This window comes from Pseudomonas sp. KBW05 (assembly GCF_003852405.1).
Classification (GTDB): Bacteria; Pseudomonadota; Gammaproteobacteria; order Pseudomonadales; family Pseudomonadaceae; genus Aquipseudomonas.
The window spans coordinates 1-23937 of sequence record NZ_QAJM01000041.1 but is presented as its reverse complement, the minus strand read 5'-3'; the positions used below and the strand labels follow the sequence as shown (position 1 = coordinate 23937).

Sequence of the window (23937 nt, the reverse complement as noted above, 5' to 3'; positions counted from 1 at the left end):
CGATGAACGCACCCTTGATTATCGTCGGCGCCGGCCATGCCGGTGGCCGTGCGGCACTGACCCTGCGCGAAGAAGGCTACAGCGGACGGCTGATCCTGATCGGCGACGAACCGCACTTGCCCTACGAACGGCCGCCGCTGTCCAAGGGACTGCTGCAAGGCACTGCGGATCTGGCCGGCTACAGCCTGTGCGACCGCGAGCGCTTGGCCGCGTTGAACATCGAACATATCGCCGCCAACCCGGTGACGCAGTTGCAGCCCGAGCAACACCGCCTGCAACTCGCCGACGGCCAATGGTTGCCCTACGCCGGTTTGCTGCTGGCCACCGGTGGCCGCGCCCGGCGCTTGCCCCAGTCACCGGCCAACGTGCTGTACCTGCGCACCCACGATGAAGCGTTGGCCCTGCGTGATGCGCTAAAGCCTGGCACGAGAGTAGTGGTGGTTGGCGGCGGGTTTATCGGCCTGGAAGTGGCGGCGACGGCCCGTGGCCTGGGCTGTGAAGTCACGGTACTGGAAGCCGGGCCGCGACTGGTGGGGCGGGTATTGCCGCCGGTCATTTCCGAGGCGTTGCTGAATCTGCACCGTGAGCACGGGGTGGATGTGCGCTTGAACGTGGCACTGGAGTCCATCCAGGCGGACGGTGTGTTGCTGGTGGACGGCCAGCGCTTGCCCTGCGACCGCGTGGTGGTGGGTATCGGCATGCAGCCCAATATCGAACTGGCGACGGCGGCGGGGCTGGACGTGGGGCAGGGCATTCGTGTGGATGGGTTTCTGCGCACCAGCGCGGCCAATATCTATGCGGCCGGCGATGTCTGTGAGTTTCGCCAGGATGGCCTGTATCAGCGCCAGGAAACCTGGCGCAACGCCGAAGCCCAGGGCCGGCATGCGGCGCTGAACCTGCTGGGACGCGAGTTGCCCTTCGACGCGCTGCCCGGTTTCTGGTCCGACCAGTACGACTGGGGCTTGCTGACCGTGGGGGTGATGACGCCCGCAGTGGTCAGCCGCACCTTGCCCGGCGGTGGCTTGCTGCTGTTCTACCTCGACGCTGATCAGCGGTTGCAAGGCGCCTGCGGCTGGGCGCCGGGCAATGGCGCGGCCAAGGACATCAAGCTGTGTGAACGCCTGATCACGGCGCGTGTGGTGCTGAACGCGGCCAACCTGGCCGACCCCGAGCTGTCCCTCAAACACCTGTTGCGAGGCTGAGATGCGCCAATTCCTGGTATTCCAATCCCTGTGGGCGATGCAGACCGAACCCGGTCCTCTCGAGGTGCAACTGGACCGCATCAAAGCCGCCGGTTTCGACGGCATCACCGACCACTACTGGAACCCCGCCGATGTCGCGCGTTTGCACGCCGCCGCCTCGGCCAGGGGCTTGCAGATCGAGGGCCAACTCTTTCCGCAATCGGTGGATGACCTGGCCGCCGCGCTGGATGTGATCAGCCGCTACGGCTGTCACCACCTCACCTTGCAGGCTGACGTGCGCCCGCGTACCCAGGCCGACGCGGCGCGGCTGGTGGAAGGCTGGCAGCGCCTGGCCGAGCAGGTGGATTTTCCGGTGCTGCTGGAAACCCATCGCTATCGGCTGACCAACGACCTGCTGTTTACCCTGGATCTGCTGGCGCAGATGCCGGACTTGCAGCTGCTGGCCGACCTGTCGCACTACGTGGTCGGACGCGAATTGCCCGAGCCGGGCGCCGTTGAAGATGATGAACAGATCCGCACGATCCTGCGCCACAGCTGGGGCTTCCATGGGCGTGTGGCGAGCAGCGAGCAGGTGCAGGTTTCCCTGGACTTTCCCCAGCACCAACCCTGGGTGCAGCGCTTCACCGAGTGGTGGCGCTACGGGATCGAAGACTGGCTGGCGCGGCCCGACCCGTCGCACAGCCTGTCCTTCACCTGCGAGCTGGGCCCGCCGCCGTATGCGATCACCGGTGCGGACGGCCGTGAGATCAGTGATCGCTGGAGCGAGGCCTTGAAGCTGCAAGCGTTGATTCGCGAGGTGTGGCGAAATTGTCAGAAATGATCTGCTAATCTGCGCGGGTTCACTCCCGCCCTTTAGCCTGGATGTTCACCATGACTTCATCCTCTGTTCAGCCGCCTCTGGAACCGCAGTCGGTGTGCCACCCGATCACCCGCAGCGCGATCTTCATGGTCGCCACCTTGACGCCCGGTAATGTCGACACGGTGCGTGCCTGGTGCGCTGACATCGCCGGGCTGGTGCGCTCGGTGGGCAAGCGCGTGCCGGACGGCAACCTCACCTGTGTCTGCGGGTTTGGCTCGGACGCCTGGGATCGCCTGTTCGGCGCGCCACGCCCGGCGGCGCTGCATCCGTTTCGCGAGTTTGGTGTGCAAGGGCGCATGGCTGTAGCGACGCAGGGGGATATCCTCCTGCACATCCGCGCCGAGCAGATGGACCTGTGTTTTGAACTGGCCACCCAGCTGATGGCGGCGCTGGGGGATAGCGTCAAGGTGGTGGATGAGGTCCAGGGTTTCCGCTACTTCGATATGCGCAGCATCATCGGCTTTGTCGATGGCACTGAGAACCCGGTGGGGCGCAAGGCCGAAGGGTTCACCATCGTCGGGGATGAAGACAGCGAATTCCGTGGCGGCAGCTACGTGCTGGTGCAGAAGTACCTGCACAACATGAACGCCTGGAACGGCCTGACGGTGGAGGCGCAGGAGAAGGTGATCGGGCGTACCAAGCTGGCGGATATCGAATTGGATGATGAGGCCAAGCCGAGCAACTCTCATAGCGCGCTGACGGTGATTACCGACGCGGACGGCAACGAAGTGAAGATCCTGCGCGACAACATGCCCTTTGGGCGGCCGGGGGTGGGAGAGTTCGGCACCTATTTCATCGGCTATGCGCGCTCGCCGCAGCCGTTGGAGTTGATGTTGGAGAATATGTTTGTCGGGCGCCCGGTGGGCAATTACGACCGGCTGCTGGATTTCAGTACGGCTGTGACGGGTGGGTTGTTTTTTGTGCCGTCGGCTGACTTGCTGGAAGAGCTGGCTGACCGGCAGTAACCCCCGTTCCCATGTTGAGGCTGGCTTGTGTGGGAGCTGGCTTGCCTGCGATAGCGGTGGATCAGTCAAAAACCTATCGACTGACACACCGCTATCGCAGGCAAGCCAGCTCCCACATTGGACATTTGTTGGTTTTAGAGCGGTGTCAGGTCAGCAGGCCAGTGCTGACCGCCACAATCAGGAACACCCCCAATAACGCCCGGTAAATCACAAACGGCCAGGTCGAGAACCGCTCCAGAAACTTCATCAACCCCCAGATCGCAAAAAACGCCGAGACGCTCGCCACCACCAGGCCAAACAACAGGTGCGGCCAGGCGTGTGCCGGCAAGTCGGCGTGCAGCAGCACCCACAGCTCCTTCAACCCGGCGAGGGCAATGGCCGGCAGGCCCAGCAGGAAGGAGAAACGCGCCGCCTCTTCACGTTTGAAGTTGAGGAACAGCGCGGCGGTCAGGGTCGAGCCCGAGCGCGATACCCCCGGAATCAACGCGCCAATCTGCGCAATGCCGACGATCAACGCATCGCGCAGGCGCATCTCACCCATCTCCCGGGTGTGTCGTGCGCGCACTTCCGCCACGGCCAGCAGCACGGCCATGACCACGCAGGAAATGCCGATCACCATCAACCCACGCAACGGCGAGTTGCACGCGTTCAAGGTTGAAGACAGCGCCAATCCGGCGATGCCGATGGGAATCGTCGCCAGCACAATCGCCACCGCCAGCTTGAACCAGCGGTCGTTGTAGTCGCCCCGGCGTACTGCGCTGATACTGCCGGTGGTCACCTGGCGCACGTCGCGCCAGAAGTAACTGACGACCGCTGCCAGCGCCGCCAACTGCATGGCCGCCGAAAACGCCGAGCCCGGGTCTTGCCAGCCGAGCAGGGCGGGTACCACGCGCATATGGGCGGTGGACGACACCGGCAACAGTTCGGTGATGCCCTGGATCACGCCCAGGATGAAGATTTGCAAGTAATCCAGGGAGGCAAAGCCCACATCCAGGCCCGCGGTACAGACATTGCTCACAGTGCGTGTCCTTGAGAAAAAAACGGAATCCCGGGCAGTCTAGGCTAAATGTTTCAGGATGTTGCAATGGGCCTGCACAAATCCGCCTTCGGTTCAGCAAACAGAAAGGTTGGACAATGTATTGGCCTGCATGAAGGTTTTGTGAACAATGGCGCCCTGCATTTTTTCACCGAGAGTCCCATGCCTGAAACCACCGTAGAACTGATCCAGACCGGCCCCGAAGAGGCCGAGCTGATCCGCAATCTCTACCAGTACTACGCCTACGAGTCGTCGGACTGGGAGCAGGAAGATGTCGAAGGGGACGGCCGTTTCTACATCCATGACGAACACCTGGCGCGCTATTGGCAAGACCCGCAGTGGAGCGCCAACCTGTTGCTGGTGGACGGCTATATCGCCGGCTTCCTGCTGATCGAAGGCAGCGAGGTCCCGGGGATGGACGCCCTGGAGTTGGCCGATCTGTTTATTCTCAAGCGCTACCGCCGCAAAGGTATCGGCCGCGCCATCGCCACCCAGGTGCTGTGCAGCGGCGAGGCCAATTGGCTGGTGCGTTTCTATGACCAGGATGAAGTGTCCCAGGCGTTCTGGCGCACCGTGCTGGATAACCTGCCGCGCCCGGTACAGACCCTGGAGCTGGAGGATGAACCGAACCTGGTGAGCTACTTGATCACGCGGGTGGCGCTGCATTAAACGCTTGCTGCATCACCTGTGGCGGCTGGCCGAAGGCACGCAGGAACGCCTGGCGCATGCGCTCGCGGTCACCGAAGCCGGTTTCGCGGGCCACCACTTCCACCGGGTGGCGGCTGGTTTCCATCAGCGTGCGCGCGGCTTCTACCCGCAGGGCTTCGATGGCCTTGGCCGGGGTTTGCCCGGTTTCTTCGCGGAACACCCGGCTGAACTGGCGCGGGCTGAGCCGTGCGACGTCGGCCAAGGCATCCACGGAAAGATCGTGGGTGAGGTTTTCGCGGGCATAGGCCAGGGCCAGTTGCACGCGGTCTGATTTCGGGTCCAGTTCCAGCAACGCCGACAGCTGCGACTGCTCGCTGCCCCGGCGCTGGGCGATCACCAGTTTGCGCGCGATGCGCCGCGCCAGGTCGCTGCCCAGGTCGTTCTCGACCATGGCCAGGGCCATATCCACGCCGGCGCTCATGCCGGCGCCGGTCCAGATCTGGCCGTCCACCACGAACAAGCGGTCTTCGTCCAACTGGATCTGCGGGTAGCGCTTGCGAAAGGCCGGTGCGTGAATCCAGTGGGTGGTGGTGCGCTTGCCTTCCAGCAGGCCGGCTTCGGCCAGCACAAAGATGCCCATGCACAGCGACGCGACCCGCCGCGATTGGGCCGCGGCCGCCGTGACCAACGCCAGCAGGTTGGCCTCCGGCAGGCGGAATTCCATATAACCGCCGACGATCAGCGTGTCGTAGCCCTCCGCCCGGATCGGCGTGGTGTTCACCGAGAACCCCTGGGACGTCATCACCGCGCCGCCACTCTCCGACACCAGGTGGAACTCATAGGCCGGCTCGCCCCGCAGCAGGTTCGCGCACTCGAACACCGAGCCGACACTGAGGCTCAGGCATTCAAAATTCGGGTAAACCAGCAGCGCAACGCTGTGCATCGCATCTCTCCAAGGGGCGGGGGAGGTGGGATTGTCGGCGGCTGGCGGGCAAACGGCAACTGCCACCGTGCATGTCCGAAAACCTTGCGGATATGACGTTGTGCCGTTGCGCCCCGGCTCCTAAGCTTCAACCCTCAGTCATCCCGAGGCACTCGACAATGAAAGTATTGATGGTTTTGACCTCTCACGATCAGTTGGGCAATACCGGCCGCAAGACCGGCTTCTGGCTCGAAGAGTTTGCGGCACCGTATTACGCGTTCAAGGACGCCGGCGCCGAGGTGGTGCTGGCATCCCCGGCCGGTGGGCAGCCACCGCTGGACCCGGTCAGCGACCTGCCGGACTTCCAGACCGAACAGACCCACCGCTTCGCCGCCGACCCGGCTGCGCAGAAAGCCCTGGCCACCACGCTGAAGCTGGACGCGGTGAATGCCGACGACTTCGACACCGTGTTCTACCCAGGCGGCCACGGCCCGCTGTGGGATCTGGCGGAGTCGCCGGTTTCAATTGCGCTGATCGAGTCATTCGAACGCGCCGGCAAGCCCATCGGCTTTGTCTGCCATGCGCCGGGTGTGCTGCGCCACGTCAAGGCGGTCAACGGTGAGCCGTTGGTCAAGGGCCGTCGTGTCACCGGCTTCTCCAACTCGGAAGAAGCGGCGGTGGAATTGACCGACGTGGTGCCGTTCCTGGTGGAAGACGAGTTCAAGAAACTTGGCGGCCAGTACGAGAAGGGTGCCGATTGGCAATCCTTTGTGATCGTCGATGGCTTGCTGGTCACCGGGCAGAACCCGGGCAGCTCCAGCGATGTGGCCAAGGCGCTGCTGAAACTCACCGCGTAACTTAATTCACCCCTTTATTGATTGGCGACTCCATGGAGTCGCCAAGGCTTTTGCTCGTCCCGGATTTGGAAAACCCCACATGACAGACAACGTTTTGAACACCCCGCTGCAACTGGGCCGACACACCCTGAGCAACCGTATCGTGCTGCCACCGTTGACCCGCCAGCGCAGCGCCCAACCGGGTGATATCGCCACCGACCTGATGGCCGAGTACTACCGCCAACGCGCGTCGGCGGGGTTCATGGTCAGCGAAGGCACGCAGATCGAACCGCGTGGCCAGGGCTATGCGTGGACGCCGGGCATCTACACGCCGGCGCAAATCGAGGGCTGGCGCCAGGTCACCGACGCGGTGCATGCCGAGGGCGGGGTGATCTTTGCCCAGTTGTGGCATGTGGGGCGCGTGTCCCACCACGATTTGCAACCCGACGGCGCAGCGCCGGTGGCGCCGTCGGCGATCCAGCCGCAGCAGGTCAAGGCCTTTATCGAAACCGCGCCGGGCGCCGGTGAACTGGTGCAACCGCCGGTGCCGCGCGCGCTGAGCACGCAAGAGGTCAAGGACCTGGTCGGGCTGTATGCCCAGGCGGCACGCAACGCGATAGCGGCCGGGTTTGATGGGGTGGAGATTCATTCGGCCAACGGTTACCTGGTCAACCAGTTCATCTCGGCCCATGCCAACCAGCGTGAGGATGAATACGGCGGCTCGTTGCACAACCGCCTGGGTTTCCTGCGGGAAATCGTCGAAGCCGTCAGCGCGGCCATCGGCCCGCAACGCCTGGGTGTGCGTTTTTCACCGCTGTTCAGCGGCACGGACCAGGACCGGGTCTACATCGGCCTGGTGGAAGAAGACCCGCACCACACCTACATCGAAGCGGTCAACGTGCTGGAAGCGGCGGGAATCGCCTACCTGTCCATCGCCGAAGCCGACTGGGACAACGCGCCCGAACTGCCGGACACCTTCCGTCGTGCCGTGCGCGAGCGCTTCAGCGGGCGCATCATCTATGCCGGGCGTTACACCGCTGAACGCGGTGAGAAACTGGTGCAAGCGGGGCTGGCGGATTTGATTGCGTTTGGTCGGCCGTTCATTGCCAACCCGGATCTGCCGCAACGGTTGTTCAATGGTTGGCCGCTGAATCCGTTGCGGGTTGAGGGCATGTACGGTGGTTCGGAGCAGGGTTACACCGACTACCCAACTTACCAGTCGTAATGCGGTAAATGTGGGAGCTGGCTTGTGTGGGAGCTGGCTTGCCTGCGATGCAGGCACCTCGGTGCATCAGGTGTACCGAGGTGATGCTATCGCAGGCAAGCCAGCTCCCACACAAGCCAACCCCACAAAAAACCACTCCCACAATGGGGTGAGGGTGGGCTTAGATCACCCGCAACACAATCTTGCCAATATGCTCCCCACCCTCCATCCGCCCATGGGCCTTGTCGGCCTCGGTGTAATCAAACACCTGATCAATCATCGGCAGGCAACGCCCGGCTGACAGCACCGGCCACACATGCTCGCGCAATTGCTCGGCGATGGCGGCTTTCTCATCTTTGGTCCGCGCGCGCAGCAACGAGCCGGTGACGATTGCGCGTTTGCCGAGGATGGTCAGCAGGTCCACATCATTGGCCTTGGCGCCGCCGAGAAAGCCCAGCATCACCAGGCGCCCGTCCATGCTCAACGCCTTCAGATTATTGTTGAGGTACGAGCCGCCCATGATGTCGAGGATCACATTCACGCCCTCGGCGCCGATGACCTCGGCGAAGTCCTGCTCGCGATAGTTGATCGCCTCGGCCCCCAGTTCACGGATGGCGGCGCACTTGTCGGCGCTGCCGGCGGTGGCGAACGTGTGGATGCCGAACTCGCGGCACAGCATCAGCGCGGTGGTGCCGATGCCGCTGGTGCCGCCGTGGATCAGCACGCGCTGGCCCTTGTGGGCGCCGCCGATGCCGAACAGGTTGGCCCACACGGTAAAGAAGGTTTCCGGGATCGCGGCGGCTTGAATCCACGACAGGCCGTCGGGGATCGGCAGCGCCTGGCCGGCGGGTACCGCGCAATATTGCGCGTAACCGCCGCCGTTGGTCAGCGCACAGACCTTGTCGCCAAGGGCGTATTCACTGACGCCTTCACCCAGCGCCACCACTTCACCCGCCACTTCCAGGCCGGGAATCGGGCTCATGCCGGGTTTCATCGGGTACTTGCCTGCCCGTTGCAGGGCGTCAGGGCGGTTGACCCCGGCGGCGTGTACACGGATCAGGATCTCGCCGGCCGCCGGGGCGGGCACAGGCACCTGGCGTGGCTTGAGCACCTCGGGGCCGCCGGGGGTGGTGATTTCGATCAGGGTCATGTCGGTAGGCAGGGTCATTGGGTGAGTCCTGTAAGGGTGAGCTTATGGGGTGGGACCGTGGCGAACGGTCGGAGGTCCCGGGTATTTTTCTCAGCCCCCAGCATATCGAGGAATGCTGATGCAATAATGCTGCGATTTAGCGGCACAGGGATGCATATATGCAGCGCTGGGGGAAACAATGAACTGGGACGATGCACGGGTATTCCTCGCGGTTTGCCGCGAATCGACCTTGCGCGGCGCCGCGCGGGTGCTGGGGGTGGATCAGGCGACCGTCGGCCGCCGCATCAACGCCCTGGAAAAGTCCTTGAGTGCGACGCTGTTCCTGCGCACCTCCGAGGGCTATGCGCTCACTGCCGTGGGTGAAGCGGCCCTACGCTCGGTGGAGAAAATGGAGCGCTCGGCACTCGACCTTGAACGTCAGATCCAAGGCCTGGATGACCGCCTGACCGGCACCGTGCGGGTCAGCACCACAGACTCCCTGGCCATCGACTTCCTGATCCCGGCCATCGCCTGCCTGCACGACAAACACCCCGACATACGCGTGCAACTGGACGCCTCCACCCAGATCCTCAGCCTGGCCAAGCGCGAAGCCGACATCGCGGTGCGCAATACCCGCCCCGACAACCCTGACCTGATCGCCCGGCGTCTCGCCCGCTGGCCGGTGGGGTTGTTTGCGTCCCAAGGCTATATCGACCGGCACGGCGTGCCCGAGCCCGGCAGCCTGTTCGATGGCCACAACCTGGTGGTCTATGGGCCTCACTTGCAACAGCACAAAGACCTGACCCTCGTGTCCGAGCCGCTGGGTCGCGGGCGCATCGTTGCCGCCCTGGGTTCCAGCCTGCTGGTGCGGCGCTCGATTGCTGCGGGTATCGGTATCGGCGAAATCCCGGTGTGCACCGGCGAGCGCGACGGCCTGGTGCGGCTGTGGCCGCAGCGCACGCGGCCGTTGCCCTATGACGTGTGGCTGGTGACCCATGCCGACCTGCGCCACACCGCACGGGTGCGGGTGGTGATCGATGAAATCGTCGCGGCGTTTGCCGGCACGGGGGATTGAGGTCAGCACAGGCTTGCAAGCGTGCGCACGCGACTGCCGACAGAATTGACCTCGACAGAGGGTCAACTCACCGGGAGCGCATATGAACGAATCGAAGTATCAGGATCTGGGGCTGTTGTTTTTAAGGGCCAGCGGGGCGCTGTTCCTGCTGTGGGTGCATGGCTTGCCCAAGTTGCTCAATTTCAGCGAGCAATTGAAGCTGATCGAAGACCCGTTTCACCTGGGCGCGACGGTCACGCTGTCATTGGCGATTTTCGCCGAGGTGCTGTGCCCGTTGCTGATCATCGCCGGGGTGTTGGTACGGTGGGCGTGTTTGCCGATCCTCGCCGTGCTGTTGATTGCCTTGCTGGTGGTGCACCCGGAGTGGACGCTGTTCGAAGCGCAATTCGGCTGGTTGCTGCTGATCATTTTCACCACGCTGCTGATCAGCGGGCCAGGCCGCCTGGTGCTCGGTCAACAGAAGTAGAGCATTACCTGTGGCGAGGGAGCTTGCTCCCGCTGGACTGCGCAGCAGTCCCAAGCTTTTGGGGCCGCTTCGCGGCCCAGCGGGAGCAAGCTCCCTCGCCACAGGTTACCTTTTACCTTTTCTGCTTATCAGCGGCTGAGGAACGCCAACAGGTCTTCATTCAACTGTTGGGCATGAGTCACAGCAAACCCGTGGGGCGCGTCCTTGTAGACTTTCAGCTCGGCACCCTTGATCAGCTCGGCGGCGACTTTGCCGGTGGTCTCGAACGGCACGATCTGGTCGCCATCGCCATGGATCACCAGGGTCGGCACGTCGATCTTGGCCATGTCCGGGCGGAAGTCGGTCTCGGAGAACGCGGTGACGCAATCCACCGTCGATTTCAGCGATGCCAACAGGGCGACTTGCAAGGTCTGGGTCTGCACGCCTTGGGAAACCACCTGGCCTTTGTTGATGCCGTAGAACGGTGCGTTGAAGTCGCTGATAAATTGCGCGCGGTCCTTCAACAGCTCGGCCTTGAACCCGGCGAACACATCCAGTGGCACACCCTGCGGGTAGTCCGCCTGCTGGCCGAAGATCGGCGTGACCGCCCCCAGCAACACCAGGCCGGCCACACGGCTGCTGCCATGGCGTGCAATGTAGCGGGACACATCGCCGCCGCCCATGGAGAAGCCCACCAAGGTCACGTCCTTGAGGTCCAGGTGTTCGATCAACTGTGCGATGTCGTCGGCAAAGGTGTTGTAGTCATTGCCGGTCCACGGCTGGTCCGAGCGGCCAAAGCCACGGCGGTCGAAGGCGATGGTGCGGTAGCCGCGGCTGCTCAGGTATTCCATCTGGTATTCCCACATGTCCGCATCCAGCGGCCAGCCGTGGCTGAACAGGACGGGCTTGCCGCTGCCCCAATCCTTGAAGTAGATCTGGGTGCCGTCTTTGGCAACGAATGTGCTCATGGAAAACTCCTGGGTGGGTGGGCTGAGAACTCTAGCTCACTATTGCGTGAAACCGGACGAAGGGCTTGTACCGGTGTGCTCGGTTGAACGGTTCAGCGTCTATGCTGGTCCACTGATCTCTCAACCCAGATCACACGCATGTCCGATCACACAGGTGAACGAAATGGCCAAGACTTACAGCTACGCCGCGCAGAACGCCAAGGATGCCCTCAAGCCCTACACCTTCGAGCGCCGCGCGCCGGGGGCGGACGATGTGCAGATCGACATTCTGTATTGCGGCGTCTGCCACTCCGACCTGCACACCGCGCGCAACGAGTGGAACAACACCCTGTACCCGTCGGTGCCCGGCCATGAAATCGTCGGCCGCGTCACGGCGGTGGGCGCCAGTGTGACAAAATTCAAGGTCGGCGACCTCGCCGGCGTCGGCTGCATGGTGGACAGCTGCCAGCACTGCGCGTCGTGCGCCGAGGGCGAGGAACAGTATTGCGAAAACGGCTTTACCGGCACCTACAACGGCCCGGTGTTTGGCGGTGAAAACACCTTTGGCGGCTACTCCGACAGCATCGTGGTCAAGGAGAAGTTCGTGCTGCGCATCTCCCACGATGACCGCAACCTGGCAGCCGTGGCGCCTTTGCTGTGCGCGGGCATTACCACCTATTCGCCGCTGCACCATTGGAAGGTCGGCCCTGGCAAGAAAGTCGGCGTGGTCGGCCTTGGCGGCCTCGGCCATATGGCGGTGAAGATCGCCCACGCCATGGGCGCTCATGTGACCTTGTTCACCACCTCGCCGAACAAACGCGAAGACGGCCTGCGCCTGGGCGCCGACCAAGTGGTGGTGTCGAAGAATGTCGATGAAATGGCCAAGGTCGCCAACAGCCTCGACTTCATCCTCAACACCGTCGCGGCGCCCCACAACCTCGATGCGTTCCTCAACCTGCTCAAGCGTGACGGCACCATGACCCTGGTCGGCGCCCCCGACAGCCCGCACCCGTCGCCGTCGGTGTTCAACCTGATCTTCAAGCGCCGCAGCCTGGCGGGGTCGTTGATTGGCGGGATTCAGGAAACCCAGGACATGCTGGACTTCTGTGCCAGGCATGGGATTGTCTCGGACATCGAGATGATCGATATCCAGGGCATCAATGAGGCGTATGAGCGGATGCTCAAGGGGGATGTGAAATACCGCTTTGTGATTGATATGGACAGCCTGAAAAAAGAACGCAACGCGGCCTAGTAACACCGCAAGTCCCATGTGGAAGCGGGCTTTATGTGGGAGCGGGCTTGCTCGCGAAGACCGTGTGTCAGTCACAGGTATTTCGACTGATACACCGCATTCGCGAGCAAGCCCGCTCCCACACAAGCCCGCTCCGACATTTTTCAGCGCTGTTGCTTAGACCGACAGATGCTCATACAAGATCGTCGCCCCCACCACCATCAACACCACCCCGCCAACCATCTCCGCACGCTTGCCCACCACCGTGCCCAGCACGCGCCCAAGCATCATGCCAATGGTCACCATGGTCATGGTCGCCAGGCCAATCGCCGCCGACGCCACCAGGATATTCACCTCGACAAACGCCAGGCCCACACCCACCGCCAGGGCATCGATGCTGGTGGCAAAGGCCGTCACGGCAAGAATCATGAAGGAGTGCTGGGTCGGCTTTTCAGCCTCTTCATCCTCGGCCTTGAACCCGTTGTAGATCATGTGCAGGCCCAGCGCGACCAGCAGGGTAAAGGCGATCCAGTGGTCCCAGTCTTCTACCCAGCGCGTGGCGGCGTGGCCGATGGCCCAGCCGATCATCGGGGTGATGGCTTCGATCACGCCAAAGATCAGGCCAGCGCGCAAGGCTTCGGTGAGGCGCGGTTTGTGCAGGCTGGAGCCTTTGCCGATGGCCGCCGCAAAGGCGTCGGTAGACATGGCCAGGGCCAGGAGGATCAGGGAAATGGGGTTCACGGTAAGGCTTCCAGTCGGGCTATATGACACAACGACACGTCCACGCGCCCGACTTCAGGCATGGAAGTGTCGCTGGTCTCACCAACCGCAAAGCGATGTTCGTACCACGGCAGGTTGCCGAATATGTTGATACGAACGCTTCCAACAGGGTCAGAAGCCGGTTACTCCCCAACGAGGGAGGCGATCATAGGCAGGCACAGATGAAAATTTCGTCAAACGGCTCAAGGCCGTTGCGGTTTCACCGAGGTGCCGAAGGTATTGCCCATGCGCACGCTGGTGGCCGCCGGGGTGGACAGGCCCACGGCGTTCGGCGCGCGTTTGTCGACGGGAATGTTTTGCGCCTCACGGTTTTTTTTCGCCGCCTTGGTCGCATTGGTGTCACTGCCCATCTGTTGGCTCAGGCAGCCGTAGTCGGGCGCCTTGTAGCCGTCCACCGAGACTTCGGTGCAGGTGCTCTTGCTGTTGTCGGCGTGGGCGAGCACGGGCAGGGCGGCGCACAGCAACAGGCTGGCAAGGGTGGGAAACAGTTTCATCGGGCCTCCTGGCAGGCCCTGGGAAGTGGGCCGGTAAGGCTTGAAAGTGTAGTGCAGCGGGCATCCCGTCACCGTGACGTTTTTTTTGCCATCACCGTAACATCAGGTTCATAAACTGGCCTCAGGATGACGGTTTTCAAGGACACGTCGGCCGTGCAGCGATGCAGAGCGGGGGGTGAGCAGGGGGCCTGGCGGCGCACCGTATGCGCCTTGGTCTTGCTGTGGCTGCTGGCAGGAGGCCGCGCGGCGCAGGCGCAAGCGCCGTTGCTGACGTTGGACCTGCCGGCGCAAAACCTGGAGCACGCCCTGCAAGCGTACAGCCGCGCCACCGGCATGGCGGTGTTGGTAGACCGCGAACTGACCCGGGGCCGGCGCTCCATCAGCGTGCATGGGCGCTTCACGGCGCAGGAGGCTCTGGCAATGTTGCTGACAGGGAGTGGCCTGATGGCGCGTTATGCACGCAGTGACGCATTCACCTTGCAACTGGCGCAGGTCAGCCGGCCTGCCACCACCAAGGGCGCGTCGGCACGCAACGCGGCACGGATCAACAACAGCTACGCCACGGCCTTGCAGCAGGCCATCGAGACCAGCCTGTGCGGTTCGCCCCTGACCCGCCCCGGCAGTTTTCGTGCCTTGGTGCAGGTGTGGGTCAACCCGGATGGGCTGATCGAGTACAGCCGGCTGGTCAGCTCCACCGGCGATGAACAACGCGATGAAGCACTGGTGCGCAACCTCAGTGCGGCCCGGGTCGAACGCCCCGCGCCGAGCTCGTTGCGCCAGCCGGTGACTTTGCTTTTGATGCCCGACACCACAGGAACACGCATGGAATGCACAGCAGGGAAGGGAGCCACGCACGGATGAAAAATACCGGGCACAGCACGATGGTCAGTTTGTTCCTGGCGTCCTACGAAGACTTCAAGGTGCGTTTGCGCAAGCGCCTGGGGTCGGAGGACCTGGCCAACGACGTCCTGCACGAAACCTACCTGCGGGTGGACCGCATGGACGTGCCGCCAAACCTCGCACAACCCAACGCCTACCTCTACCGCATGGCCTTGAACATCGCCGCCGACCGCCGCCAGGCCGACGCGCGCTTGCTCACCGGCAGCGAAGTCGAAGAGTTGCTGCAAACCGCCGACGAAGCCCAGGACCCGTCGCGGGTAGTGGGCGGCCAGCGTGAGGTGCAATCGTTGGTCAAAGCCCTGTATGAGCTGCCCGCACGCCGGCGCAAAATCCTTATCGCCGCGCGCCTGGAAGAAGCGCCTCACCTGGAAATCTCCCAGCGTTTTGGCATATCCACGCGCATGGTCGAGAAGGAAATCAAGGCCGCCCTCGGCCACTGCGCCAAGCGCCTCGAAAGAAAAGTGATTCAGCGGTTCGGTCCCGGGGCCGGAAAACCGTCTTAGTGTCGAGTCCCTGATAAAACCGTGAGTATGTGCGCGCTTGAACATTTTTAACCTCTCCACCGCCCGGGCAGCCGCCGCCAGCCCTTTGCACGATGAAGCCCGCGACTGGCTGCTCCTGCTGACGTCGGGCCGCGCCACCGTGGCCGACGCCAAGGCCTTGCAGGCCTGGCGCGCCCAGAGCCCGGAACATGCCCAGGCGTTCGAGCAAACCAAGGCGTTGTGGCAGCAACTGGCCCCCGCCCTCGAGCACGCCGCGCCACCGCGCAGCTTTGGTCGGCGTGCCTTCCTGGGCGGCGCGATAGCCGCCTCGGCGGCGTTGGTCATGGTGCGCGTTGGCACGCCGGGTGGTTTTGCCGGGCTCACGGCCGACTATCGCACCGAGGTCGGCGAGCAGCGCCAAGTGCTGTTGAGTGACGGGGTCAGCCTGGAACTCAACACCCAGACGCGCATCAGCCGGATCGGGCAGGGCATTGAATTGCTGGAAGGCGAAGTCGAGGTGGTCGCCCGCCTTGCACAACCGCTGCGGGTCCAGGCCGGGGACGGTTGGGTGAGTGCCGCGCAGGCCCGCTTCAACGTGCGCAACACCGACCACAGCGTGTGCGTGACCTGCATCGAGGGTTCGCTGTCGGTGGACGCCGGCGGCCACAGTGTGAGCCTGGGCAGCGGCCGTCAGTTGACCTACAGCGCGGCGGGCATCGGCGCGCCCGTGGTGGTGGACACCCAGGCCGTGGTGGCCTGGCGCGAACAAGTGCTGGTGTTCAACAACGCCACGCTGGCCACGGTGGTGGACGAGATCAATCGCTATCGCCCGGGAATGCTGGTGTTGCTCAACAAGGAACTGGGCCAGCGCCGGGTGCAGGCGCGGTTCAGTTTGCAGCAGTTGGCCGGCGTGGCGTTGCTGATTCGCGACGCGTACGGCGCCAAGTGCACGGAACTGCCGGGTGGCGTCGTGCTGTTGAGCTGACGCAGGGCGGTCCTGTAGGCTCAAGCGACATTTGCCTGCTTGACGCCGAAAAAGTACCCCATGGAAGAACTGATCTATAAGGCCGTGCACTGGCTCAGCGAGACCCATCCCGGGCGCCTGGGCCGGCCGATGTACCGTTTCGAAATCGTCGCCATCGTCATTTTCATGCTGGCCAGCATGATCGGTGCCGCGCTGTACCGAGCCAAGCGCAAAGCCTTCAAACAACGCACCGCGCAAACCCTCGAAGCCAGGCCGCTGGTCGCGACCTCCGTGACCGACGCCAACGGTCAGGTGGTCAAGGACCTCGCGATGCTGTGCCAGGACGTCAACGGCTACGTGGTCACTGTCAGCCGCGACGGGGTCGAACTCTGCCGGGCATCGCTAAGTTCGCTGGATGAGGTGGACCAGTACCTCAGGGCTCATACCGCGTTGGTGCTGTCTGACTTTCGCTAATTCAACGGCCCCACCACCTGCCGATATCGCTCCACTCCTTGCGGCGTCTGGCGCACCAGGCTGATCTCCAACCCCAACGGCTCCTCGCGCTTATTGCCGCTCAACTGGCGCCAGCCTTTGTCTTTGTCCCACACCCGCACCTGCAAATCACTGACGCCCGCCAACACCACCACGCCGTCCTTGGCTGCGGGCAGCGGGAAGCGGTCCCGTGCGGGTGCGGCAGCGCGGTATAGCGAGTCGCCCTTGAGCCACCAGCGCACCCGTTGCAAGCCGTCCCCTGTGGCCGGTGCGCTGCGGATCACCTCCAGGCGAAAGCCCTTGCTGTCGGAGCTGCGCACCGTCACGGCGGCCAGCCCGGCGTCCTTTGCCGTACCGGGTTCGGCCAGTTCAACGCTGGCGCGCAGGCTGATATCGCGCTGCATCTGGTTCAACGCCCGCAATAATCCCTCGGTCTGTTCGGTGCTGGCCTGTAGATGCTGGTCGGCACGGGTCACGCTGTCGAGCCCGCGCCAGGCGATGACGCTGACCAGCGCCATCAGCATGATCGCCACCATCACTTCGATCAGGGTGAAGCCTTGTTGGGACTTGTTCATGGCTGGCTCACCACCCGCAGCAAACCGGCGGCGTCGCGTTGCAGGCTGAGGCTGTGTTGCCCGTCCGACAGCACGACACGCAGCGGTGGGTTGATCCATTCGGCATTGAGGACCAGGGTTTGCCGGGTCTCGACAGTCAGCTGCATCGGCGTGCTCTCCCATAAGCGCGGACGCAGTTGGGCATCGCCCTGGAACGCTTCCACGCCCAGGCCATCGTCACTGCGGCGGTTGAAGCGAAAGCCCTTGGCATCGGCGCGCAAGCTGATCGGGCGGCCGTCGGCGCGGGCTTCGGCCTGGGCGATTTGCAGCAGCTGGCTCAGGCGTTCGGCGTCTTTGCGCAGCAGTTTCAGCGGGTCGGGTTTGATCGTCAGGCTGATGGCGGCGCTGGCGATGCCGATGATCACCAGCACCACCATCAACTCGATCAGGGTGAAGCCTTGCTGTTTCATCGGTCGGCTCCTGGAGAACTGGCGAGGTTGTGAAATAAAAAAGTGGGAATTGGCCTGTAGGCTGAGGCCACGGACAAACAGGAGGTCCACCCCATGGCATTCGCCCTTCGTGTTTCACCCGCCCACGGCGTGCAGGCGCTGGCCTTGCTCGCGGCATTGGCTGGCGGGGTGATCTGGACGCCGCTGCTGCTCACATCCGCCGAATCCCACACGCCCCAGGCCTCGCCCCAGGCATTGGCAGCGCGCAGCGAAAACCCGGCGTTGCAGTGGTTTGCGAATGCGCCGAGCGCCCTGCAAGTCAAGGTCACCGGCGTTCTGGCCGGCGCGCGTGGTGCGGTGGCGATCCTCAGCCTCAACGATGGCCCGCCGCGCAGTTTTTTGGTGGGCGAACGCCTCAGCCCCGGTGTGCGCCTGACGGCGATTGAAGGCCGCGCCGTAGAGCTTGAGCGCGGCGGTGAAAAGGTTCGCGTCAACCTCGACAAGCTGCCGGATGGCCCCGCGTTGCCGCGCCTCACTCGGCCATGACCTGGGTGTCCAGCCGCGCCAGGGGCGGCGCTTCGCGGCTGGCGTCGAGCACCCGCAGGGTCACTTGAAACAGGCGGCCCTCGGCGTTGATGGTTTGCTCGCAGCGCAGTTTCAGGCGGCCCTGGTCGCAGTCGAAGGTCTTGGTGCCGCCACGCAGGTGGCCTTCCAGGCGCAGTTCCGCCAGGCGACTCTGCGCCGCCAGCAACGCCATGGATTTATCCCGCAGCAAGCCATTGCTCTGGGTCATCAGCCCGGCCACGCGTACGGCGGCGGCCATGGCCACGGCGATGATCGCCAGCGCCACCAGCACTTCAATCAGGGTAAAACCTTGCGCGTTGCGACGGCCGTACATGGCGCTCTCAAAGGCGGGAAACAGGCCCGCAGACTAGCGCCGCGAGTTGACCGATTGGCGACCGAAACTCCCGAGGATTTTCAATACGACTGACATGTGTTCTTGCAACACTGCGCCACGAAATGCACCCCAGCCAAGGAATGTCGAGATGGATATCGCGCGCCTAACAACCCCCTTGCCCAGCCCTCGCGGCCAGCGTGGCTTCACCTTGATCGAGATCATGGTGGTGGTGGTCATCCTCGGGATTCTCGCGGCAATGGTCGTGCCCAAGGTGCTGGACCGCCCGGACCAGGCACGCGCCACCGCCGCCAAGCAGGACATCGGCGGGTTGATGCAGGCGCTGAAACTCTATCGCCTCGACCACGGCAGCTACCCGAACATGACCCAGGGCCTGAAAGTGCTGGTGGAACGCCCGGCCGATGCAAAAAACAGCAGCTGGCGCGCCTACCTTGATCGCCTGCCCAATGACCCGTGGGGCCACCCTTATCACTACCTCAACCCGGGTGCCAACGGTGAGGTTGACGTGTTCTCCCTCGGCGCCGATGGCCAGCCGGATGGCGACGGCGTGAATGCCGATATCGGCTCCTGGCAGTTGTAAGGCGCGCCATGAAACGGCATTCGCCCCCAGCGGCGAAGCAGCGCGGCATGGCGATTATCAGCGCGTTGCTGATCGCGGCCGTGGTGGCGGTGATCGCCGGCGGCATGCTCACGCGCCAGACCGTGTTCACCCGCAGCCTCGAAGCCGAGCAATTGCGCGTGCAGGGCCAGTGGCTGTTGCAGGGCAGCCTGGAGCGCAGCCGGCAGATGCTCTGGGAGGCGCGTCAGAAGGACGTGCTGACCCGCCTCGACCAGCCGTGGGCCTATGCCCAGCGCGGTACGTTTGAAGGTCGCATCGAGGACGAACAGGGCAAGTTCAACCTGCGTAACCTGGTCAACCGCCAACTGCCGGATGCCGAGCAACTGCAAAGCTTCGAGCGCCTGTGCCGTACGCTGGGGGTCGATCCGGCGGTGAGTCGACGCATCAGCCAACGGGTGATCGGCTCCTACGAAGTGCCAGCCAAATACCCGATGCTGCGCAGCGTGGACGAGTTGAGCGCCATCGAAGGCCTTGACCCCGTGTTGCTGCGCCGCCTGCAAGGGTATATCAGCGTGCTGCCCGGGCAGAGCTGGGTCAACGGCAACACCGCCAGCGCCGAAGTGCTCAGCGCCGTGGTGCCCCAGCTCAGCCTGTCCCAGGCCCAAGGGCTGGTGGCGGAGCGTGACAGCGGCCAGTGGTTTATCAACCGTGGGGATTTCGTCAACCGCCTGCACTTGCCCCAGGTGGCGGTGGAGTCGGTGCAGGTGGGCATTACCAGCGAGTGGTTTCGCGTACAGGGCCAGGCGCGGCGTGAGCAGCGGCGGGTGACCATCGACGCGTTGCTGCATCGCCCGCAAGAGCGCCAGCCGCAGGTGATCTGGTCGCGGGTGGGCGTATGAAACGCTTGCGTATTGGCTTGCCGCCGCTGGACCAATTGAGCGCCGAGAGCCAGGTCAAATTCTTCTGGCTGGAGCGTGGCGTGGTTGTCGCCGAAGGTCATGAAAGCCTGATCCAACTGAGCAAGCACCGTCAGGCAGCGGAGTGCTTCCTGCACCCACGCGACAGCCTGCTCACCAGCCTTGAACTGCCGCCACTGCCCGCCGCAAAAACCGCCGCCGCCGTGGCCTGCGCCGCGCAAGCGTTGATCCTCGGCCCGCTGGAACACATGCACGTGGCCCACGGCCCGCGCGACAGCGAAGGCCGCGTGCAAGTGGCCTGGGTGCCCAAGGTCGGGCTGGAACGGCTGGCCCAGGTACCGCTCAAGTTGCGCGGCCTGTATCCGGCGCCCTACGCCTTGCCGGTGGGCGCGGCCGCCCTCGACGACGGTTATCTGTTGACCCGCGACAGCCTGCACCAAGGCGCCGTGCATCCGCTGGGCCAGCAAGGGTTGGATATGCCGCTGGTGGACGCTGCGCAGCGTTGGACGGGCGCAGCACCCGCCTGGGGGTTGCACGCGCGCCTCAGCCAAGCGGCCAGCGGTGGCTGGGGTAGGGCGCTGGCCTGTGTCGCGCTGGCCACGGCCGTGTGGACCCTGGGCCTCAACCTGTACGCCGCGCGCCAGGTGGATGAAGGCCAGCGCCTCAAGGCCCTGATGAGCCAGCAGGTGCGCCAGGCGTTTCCCGAGTTGCCGGTGGTGCTCAATCCCTTGCAGCAGGCCCGCCAGCAATTGGCCGCGCGCCAGACCGGTGCCGCCGCCGACCCCGGCCAGCGCTTCAGCAGCCTGTTGCAACTGGCGGGCAGCAACCTGCCGTTTATGGTCGCCAGCGTCGAGCGCCTGACCTTTGAACAAGGGCGCCTGCACCTGCAATTGCTCACGGACAGCCGCAACCCGACGGCCCAGGCCGACTGGCAGGCCGCGCTGGCCCAGGCCGGTTTTGCCGCGACACGCGATGAGCACGGCTGGAGCATTGGCCCGGCAGCGACGGGAGCCAGCGATGAATAAGTGGACGCGGCAATTGCGGCTGTTCTGGAACGGCCTGGCCCTGCGTGAAAAACGCATGCTGTCCGGCGTCGGCGTGCTGCTGGCGGGGCTGCTCACCTGGCTGATCCTGATCCAGCCCGCCCTGAAAAAAATCGACTACTGGCAGGCCGAAACCCCCAAATTGCGCGCCCAGGCCGAAGCCTTGCAGGTGCTGTTGCAAGGCGTCGCCGCGCCGCGCCAGGCCGATGAGGCTTCGCTGCGCCAGGCCCTGGACAGCGCCGGCCTGCAAGGCCATTACCAATTGCAGGCGCAGGCCCCTGGCGGCTGGCACCTGACCTTCGACAACGCCCCGGCCGACGCGGTGGTGGACTGGCTGCTGGGCAATCCCCGTTCGTTTTCCCTGGAGGTGTCCGAGGCGCGTTTGCAACGTGCCGGGGATGCCGTCGATAACTCGGCCGGCACTGTGTCCGGGACCGTTCGCATGGATCAGGCGCTTGGCGCTAAGGAAGCTTCATGAAGTGGTCAGTTCCCCCTTTTCGTATGGCCGCGCCGCTGCTGTTGCTGGCCCTCAGTGCGTGCAGCAACCAAGCAGCCAAGCCGTTGCTGGTGGACAGCGAACTCGGCCAACCCCTGGCCGACACCCGCCGCAGCAGCGACAGCCCGCTGGACCGCCAACGCGAACTCGCGCCCAAGCCTGCCGTGCAACACCCGATCACCAATAGCGCCCGTGGCCACGCCCCGGCGGCGATCAAGGCGCGCAACCCGCTGGGTGACCAGCCGGTGCAGCTGAACTTTGTCGACGCGGATATCCAGGCGGTGGTGCGCGCCTTGTCCCGCGCCACCGGCCAACAGTTCCTCGTGGATCCACGGGTAAAAGGCAACCTGACCTTGGTCAGCGAAGGCCAGGTGCCGGCGCACCAGGCCTACGACATGCTGCTGGCGGCGCTGCGCATGCAGGGCTTTAGCGTGGTGGATGTAGGCGGCGTCGCCCAGGTGGTTCCCGAAGCCGATGCCAAGCTGCTCGGCGGGCCGATCTACAGCGCCGGCAGCAGCGGCATGCAGACCCGCACCTTCCGCCTGCAATACGAAAACGCGGTGAACCTGATCCCGGTGCTGCGCCCCATCGTGTCGCCGAACAACCCGATCAACGCCTACCCCGGCAACAACAGCATCGTCATCACCGACTACGCGGAAAACCTCGCCCGCGTGGCGCAGATCATCAACGGCATCGACACCCCCAGCGCCATCGACACCGACGTGGTCAAGGTGCAGAACGGCATCGCCGTCGACATCGCGGCGATGGTCGCCGAACTGCTCGACACCCAAGGCGCCGACCAGACCCAGAAGATCAACGTGGTCGGCGACCCCCGTTCCAACTCGATCATCATCCGCTCCGGCAGCCCCGAACGCACCGAGCTGGCGCGCAACCTGATCTACAAACTCGACAACGCCCAGAGCAACCCGAGCAATATGCACGTGGTGTACCTGCGCAACGCCCAGGCGGGCAAGCTGGCGCAGTCGCTGCGCGGTTTGTTGACCGGCGAGAGTGAATCCGGGGTCAGCGACGAGGCGCGGGGCAAGCTCAGTGCCATGGGCGGCACGGGCCAGAACACCCAGGGCAGCGCCGCGCAAAACAGCAGCGGCACACCCACCGGCAGCGGTGTGCAATCGAGTTACGGCCAGGACAAACAAACCACCGGCGCCACTACCAGCAAGGACCAGGACACCGCCTTCAGCGCCGGCGGCGTGACTATCCAGGCCGACGCCACTACCAACACCTTGCTGATCTCCGCGCCGGACCCGCTGTACCGCAACCTGCGGGAAGTGATCGACATGCTCGACCAACGCCGCGCGCAGGTGGTGATTGAAAGCCTGATCGTCGAAGTCGGCGAGGACGATGCCACCGAGTTTGGCGTGCAATGGCAGGCGGGCAACCTCGGTGGCAAGGGTGGTTTTGGCGGGGTCAACCTTGGCGGCAGTGGTGTGAATGCGACGCCGACCAGCAAGACCAGCATCGATGTGTTGCCCAAGGGGCTGAACATCGGCTTGGTCAATGGCACCGTGGATATTCCGGGGATTGGCAAGGTGCTCGATCTCAAAGTGTTGGCCCGCGCGTTGAAGAGCAAGGGCGGCACCAACGTGTTGTCGACGCCGAACCTGCTGACCCTGGACAACGAAGCGGCGAGTATTTTTGTCGGGCAGACCATTCCGTTTGTCACGGGCAGCTATGTGACCGGGGGCGGAGGGACCAGCAACAACCCGTTCCAGACGGTGCAGCGTGAGGAAGTGGGGCTGAAGCTCAACGTGCGGCCGCAGATTTCCGAGGGGGGCACGGTGAAGTTGGATATCTATCAGGAGGTCAGCAGCGTGGATACGCGGGCTTCGGTGGATGCTGGGACTGTGACCAATAAGCGGGCGATTGATACCAGTATTTTGTTGGATGACGGGCAGATCATGGTGCTGGGTGGGTTGCTGCAGGATGGGTACAGCCAGAGTAATGATGCGGTGCCGTGGTTGTCGGATATTCCGGGGTTGGGGGCGTTGTTTCGCAATGAAAAGCGCAGTGTGACGAAGACGAATCTGATGGTGTTTTTGCGGCCTTACATTATTCGGGACAGTGGGGCGGGGCGCAGTATTACGCTGAATCGGTATGAGTTTATGCGGCGGGCGCAAGGGGGGTTGCAGCCGGAGCATAGTTGGGCGATGCCGGATGTGCAGGCGCCGCAGTTGCCCTCGGTGGATAAGGCGATTCCTGGGGCGCCTCGGGCTGTGATTCGGGCGGTGCCGCAATGATTGTCGGGTACATATCCGTTTCTTCGGTAACGGCCGCTTATGGTTCCGCTCTTACAGCGGCTCACTTTTGGAAAGGCCCAAAAGTAAGCAAAAGGCCTTCGCCCCACCACTCGGCACCTCGCCTAGGCAGATCG

At 63.9% G+C, this 23937-nt stretch carries 28 protein-coding genes and 1 riboswitch; of the genes, 19 read left to right on the top strand and 9 right to left on the bottom strand.

The genetic code is table 11. The features are described from left to right. The first annotated feature begins 2 nt into the window (after positions 1-2). From DBR46_RS27345 to DBR46_RS27335, 3 genes are read left to right on the top strand one after another with little or no spacing between them, the layout of a single operon-like run. A complete protein-coding gene (locus tag DBR46_RS27345) occupies positions 3-1202 on the top strand; it encodes an NAD(P)/FAD-dependent oxidoreductase (RefSeq protein ID WP_124529125.1) in 1200 nt (399 codons plus the stop codon). A 1-nt stretch (position 1203) separates the two neighbouring features. Beyond that, entirely contained in the window at positions 1204-2022 is an 819-nt protein-coding gene (locus tag DBR46_RS27340) for a sugar phosphate isomerase/epimerase (protein ID WP_124529123.1), read from the top strand. Between the two features lie 50 nt (positions 2023-2072). Next, the gene (locus DBR46_RS27335) at positions 2073-3026 is read left to right on the top strand and encodes a Dyp-type peroxidase (RefSeq protein WP_124529121.1); all 954 of its coding nucleotides are present in this window, start codon (positions 2073-2075) and stop codon (positions 3024-3026) included. Between the two features lie 145 nt (positions 3027-3171). Here the strand turns inward: DBR46_RS27335 and DBR46_RS27330 are convergent, their stop codons facing one another. Continuing rightward, on the bottom strand, positions 3172-4044 hold the full coding sequence (locus DBR46_RS27330; protein WP_124529119.1) for an undecaprenyl-diphosphate phosphatase: 873 nt from the start codon (positions 4042-4044) through the stop codon (positions 3172-3174). A 180-nt stretch (positions 4045-4224) separates the two neighbouring features. On the opposite strand from DBR46_RS27330, the gene DBR46_RS27325 reads away from it, so the two are divergent. Further along, on the top strand, positions 4225-4731 hold the full coding sequence (locus tag DBR46_RS27325) for a GNAT family N-acetyltransferase (protein ID WP_124529117.1): 507 nt from the start codon (positions 4225-4227) through the stop codon (positions 4729-4731). Here the strand turns inward: DBR46_RS27325 and DBR46_RS27320 are convergent. Beyond that, positions 4709-5653: a GlxA family transcriptional regulator gene (locus DBR46_RS27320; protein WP_124529115.1), complete on the bottom strand. Its 945-nt coding sequence runs from the start codon at positions 5651-5653 to the stop codon at positions 4709-4711. The two genes, DBR46_RS27325 and DBR46_RS27320, sit on opposite strands and share 23 nt — an antisense overlap. Before the next feature lie 158 nt (positions 5654-5811). Here DBR46_RS27320 and DBR46_RS27315 point away from each other — a divergent pair, with 158 nt between their 5' ends. Together DBR46_RS27315 and DBR46_RS27310 are read left to right on the top strand one after the other, a co-directional pair. After that, the gene (locus DBR46_RS27315) at positions 5812-6489 is read left to right on the top strand and encodes a type 1 glutamine amidotransferase domain-containing protein (protein ID WP_124529113.1); all 678 of its coding nucleotides are present in this window, start codon (positions 5812-5814) and stop codon (positions 6487-6489) included. A gap of 79 nt (positions 6490-6568) precedes the next feature. Beyond that, positions 6569-7693 carry an alkene reductase gene (locus tag DBR46_RS27310; protein ID WP_124529111.1) on the top strand — a complete coding sequence of 375 codons (1125 nt, stop codon included), beginning with the start codon at positions 6569-6571 and terminating at the stop codon, positions 7691-7693. Positions 7694-7853: 160 nt separating this feature from the next. Here the strand turns inward: DBR46_RS27310 and DBR46_RS27305 are convergent, their stop codons facing one another. Continuing rightward, positions 7854-8840 (bottom strand): NAD(P)H-quinone oxidoreductase, encoded by a 987-nt coding sequence (locus DBR46_RS27305; protein WP_124529109.1) that lies wholly within the window; start codon positions 8838-8840, stop codon positions 7854-7856. Between the two features lie 160 nt (positions 8841-9000). Between DBR46_RS27305 and DBR46_RS27300 the strand changes: the two genes are divergently transcribed. Next, on the top strand, positions 9001-9876 hold the full coding sequence (locus DBR46_RS27300) for a LysR family transcriptional regulator (RefSeq protein WP_124529107.1): 876 nt from the start codon (positions 9001-9003) through the stop codon (positions 9874-9876). Positions 9877-9958: 82 nt separating this feature from the next. Beyond that, positions 9959-10342 (top strand): DoxX family protein, encoded by a 384-nt coding sequence (locus DBR46_RS27295; RefSeq protein WP_124529105.1) that lies wholly within the window; start codon positions 9959-9961, stop codon positions 10340-10342. A gap of 128 nt (positions 10343-10470) precedes the next feature. On the opposite strand, the gene DBR46_RS27290 is transcribed toward DBR46_RS27295, so the two are convergent. Beyond that, a complete protein-coding gene (locus DBR46_RS27290; RefSeq protein WP_124529103.1) occupies positions 10471-11289 on the bottom strand; it encodes an alpha/beta fold hydrolase in 819 nt (272 codons plus the stop codon). 163 nt (positions 11290-11452) lie between these two features. On the opposite strand from DBR46_RS27290, the gene DBR46_RS27285 reads away from it, so the two are divergent. After that, positions 11453-12520: an NAD(P)-dependent alcohol dehydrogenase gene (locus DBR46_RS27285; RefSeq protein ID WP_124529101.1), complete on the top strand. Its 1068-nt coding sequence runs from the start codon at positions 11453-11455 to the stop codon at positions 12518-12520. 156 nt (positions 12521-12676) lie between these two features. Here the strand turns inward: DBR46_RS27285 and mntP are convergent, their stop codons facing one another. Together mntP and DBR46_RS27275 are read right to left on the bottom strand one after the other, a co-directional pair. After that, positions 12677-13240: a manganese efflux pump MntP gene (gene mntP / locus DBR46_RS27280; protein WP_124529099.1), complete on the bottom strand. Its 564-nt coding sequence runs from the start codon at positions 13238-13240 to the stop codon at positions 12677-12679. 7 nt (positions 13241-13247) lie between these two features. Beyond that, positions 13248-13422, bottom strand: a riboswitch (yybP-ykoY riboswitch). Positions 13423-13461: 39 nt separating this feature from the next. Further along, a complete protein-coding gene (locus tag DBR46_RS27275; RefSeq protein ID WP_124529097.1) occupies positions 13462-13773 on the bottom strand; it encodes a hypothetical protein in 312 nt (103 codons plus the stop codon). A 216-nt stretch (positions 13774-13989) separates the two neighbouring features. Here DBR46_RS27275 and DBR46_RS27270 point away from each other — a divergent pair, with 216 nt between their 5' ends. The 4 genes from DBR46_RS27270 to DBR46_RS27255 are packed head-to-tail and all read left to right on the top strand — an operon-like array spanning position 13990 to position 16593. Continuing rightward, positions 13990-14634 carry a secretin and TonB N-terminal domain-containing protein gene (locus DBR46_RS27270; protein ID WP_124529137.1) on the top strand — a complete coding sequence of 215 codons (645 nt, stop codon included), beginning with the start codon at positions 13990-13992 and terminating at the stop codon, positions 14632-14634. After that, positions 14631-15176 (top strand): RNA polymerase sigma factor, encoded by a 546-nt coding sequence (locus tag DBR46_RS27265; RefSeq protein ID WP_017734599.1) that lies wholly within the window; start codon positions 14631-14633, stop codon positions 15174-15176. The genes DBR46_RS27270 and DBR46_RS27265 overlap by 4 nt, the downstream gene beginning before the upstream one ends. 37 nt (positions 15177-15213) lie before the next feature. Continuing rightward, a complete protein-coding gene (locus tag DBR46_RS27260; RefSeq protein WP_124529095.1) occupies positions 15214-16140 on the top strand; it encodes a FecR family protein in 927 nt (308 codons plus the stop codon). A gap of 60 nt (positions 16141-16200) precedes the next feature. Then, complete coding sequence (locus DBR46_RS27255; RefSeq protein WP_124529093.1) at positions 16201-16593, top strand: hypothetical protein; 393 nt, start codon at positions 16201-16203, stop codon at positions 16591-16593. Here the strand turns inward: DBR46_RS27255 and gspJ are convergent. Together gspJ and gspH are read right to left on the bottom strand one after the other, a co-directional pair. After that, positions 16590-17186 carry a type II secretion system minor pseudopilin GspJ gene (gene gspJ, locus DBR46_RS27250; RefSeq protein WP_124529091.1) on the bottom strand — a complete coding sequence of 199 codons (597 nt, stop codon included), beginning with the start codon at positions 17184-17186 and terminating at the stop codon, positions 16590-16592. The genes DBR46_RS27255 and gspJ overlap by 4 nt on opposite strands. After that, entirely contained in the window at positions 17183-17635 is a 453-nt protein-coding gene (gene gspH, locus DBR46_RS27245; RefSeq protein WP_124529089.1) for a type II secretion system minor pseudopilin GspH, read from the bottom strand. Before gspH ends, gspJ begins: the two co-directional genes overlap by 4 nt. Positions 17636-17728: 93 nt before the next feature. Here gspH and DBR46_RS27240 point away from each other — a divergent pair, with 93 nt between their 5' ends. Beyond that, positions 17729-18160, top strand: a complete 432-nt coding sequence (locus DBR46_RS27240) for a type II secretion system protein N (RefSeq protein ID WP_124529087.1) — start codon at positions 17729-17731, stop codon at positions 18158-18160. Here DBR46_RS27240 and gspI read toward each other — a convergent pair. Then, positions 18147-18512: a type II secretion system minor pseudopilin GspI gene (gene gspI / locus DBR46_RS27235; RefSeq protein ID WP_124529085.1), complete on the bottom strand. Its 366-nt coding sequence runs from the start codon at positions 18510-18512 to the stop codon at positions 18147-18149. The genes DBR46_RS27240 and gspI overlap by 14 nt on opposite strands. 148 nt (positions 18513-18660) lie before the next feature. Between gspI and gspG the strand changes: the two genes are divergently transcribed. The 5 genes from gspG to gspD are packed head-to-tail and all read left to right on the top strand — an operon-like array spanning position 18661 to position 23803. After that, positions 18661-19110, top strand: coding sequence for a type II secretion system major pseudopilin GspG (gene gspG, locus DBR46_RS27230; RefSeq protein ID WP_017734605.1), 450 nt, complete (start codon positions 18661-18663; stop codon positions 19108-19110). 8 nt (positions 19111-19118) lie between these two features. Beyond that, positions 19119-19988, top strand: a complete 870-nt coding sequence (gene gspK / locus DBR46_RS27225) for a type II secretion system minor pseudopilin GspK (protein WP_177414129.1) — start codon at positions 19119-19121, stop codon at positions 19986-19988. Next, positions 19985-21031, top strand: a complete 1047-nt coding sequence (gspL, locus tag DBR46_RS27220) for a type II secretion system protein GspL (RefSeq protein WP_124529083.1) — start codon at positions 19985-19987, stop codon at positions 21029-21031. Before gspK ends, gspL begins: the two co-directional genes overlap by 4 nt. Further along, a complete protein-coding gene (gene gspM, locus DBR46_RS27215; RefSeq protein ID WP_124529081.1) occupies positions 21024-21527 on the top strand; it encodes a type II secretion system protein GspM in 504 nt (167 codons plus the stop codon). The genes gspL and gspM overlap by 8 nt, the downstream gene beginning before the upstream one ends. Further along, positions 21524-23803 (top strand): type II secretion system secretin GspD, encoded by a 2280-nt coding sequence (gene gspD / locus DBR46_RS27210; protein ID WP_124529079.1) that lies wholly within the window; start codon positions 21524-21526, stop codon positions 23801-23803. The genes gspM and gspD overlap by 4 nt, the downstream gene beginning before the upstream one ends. Positions 23804-23937: the final 134 nt, after the last annotated feature.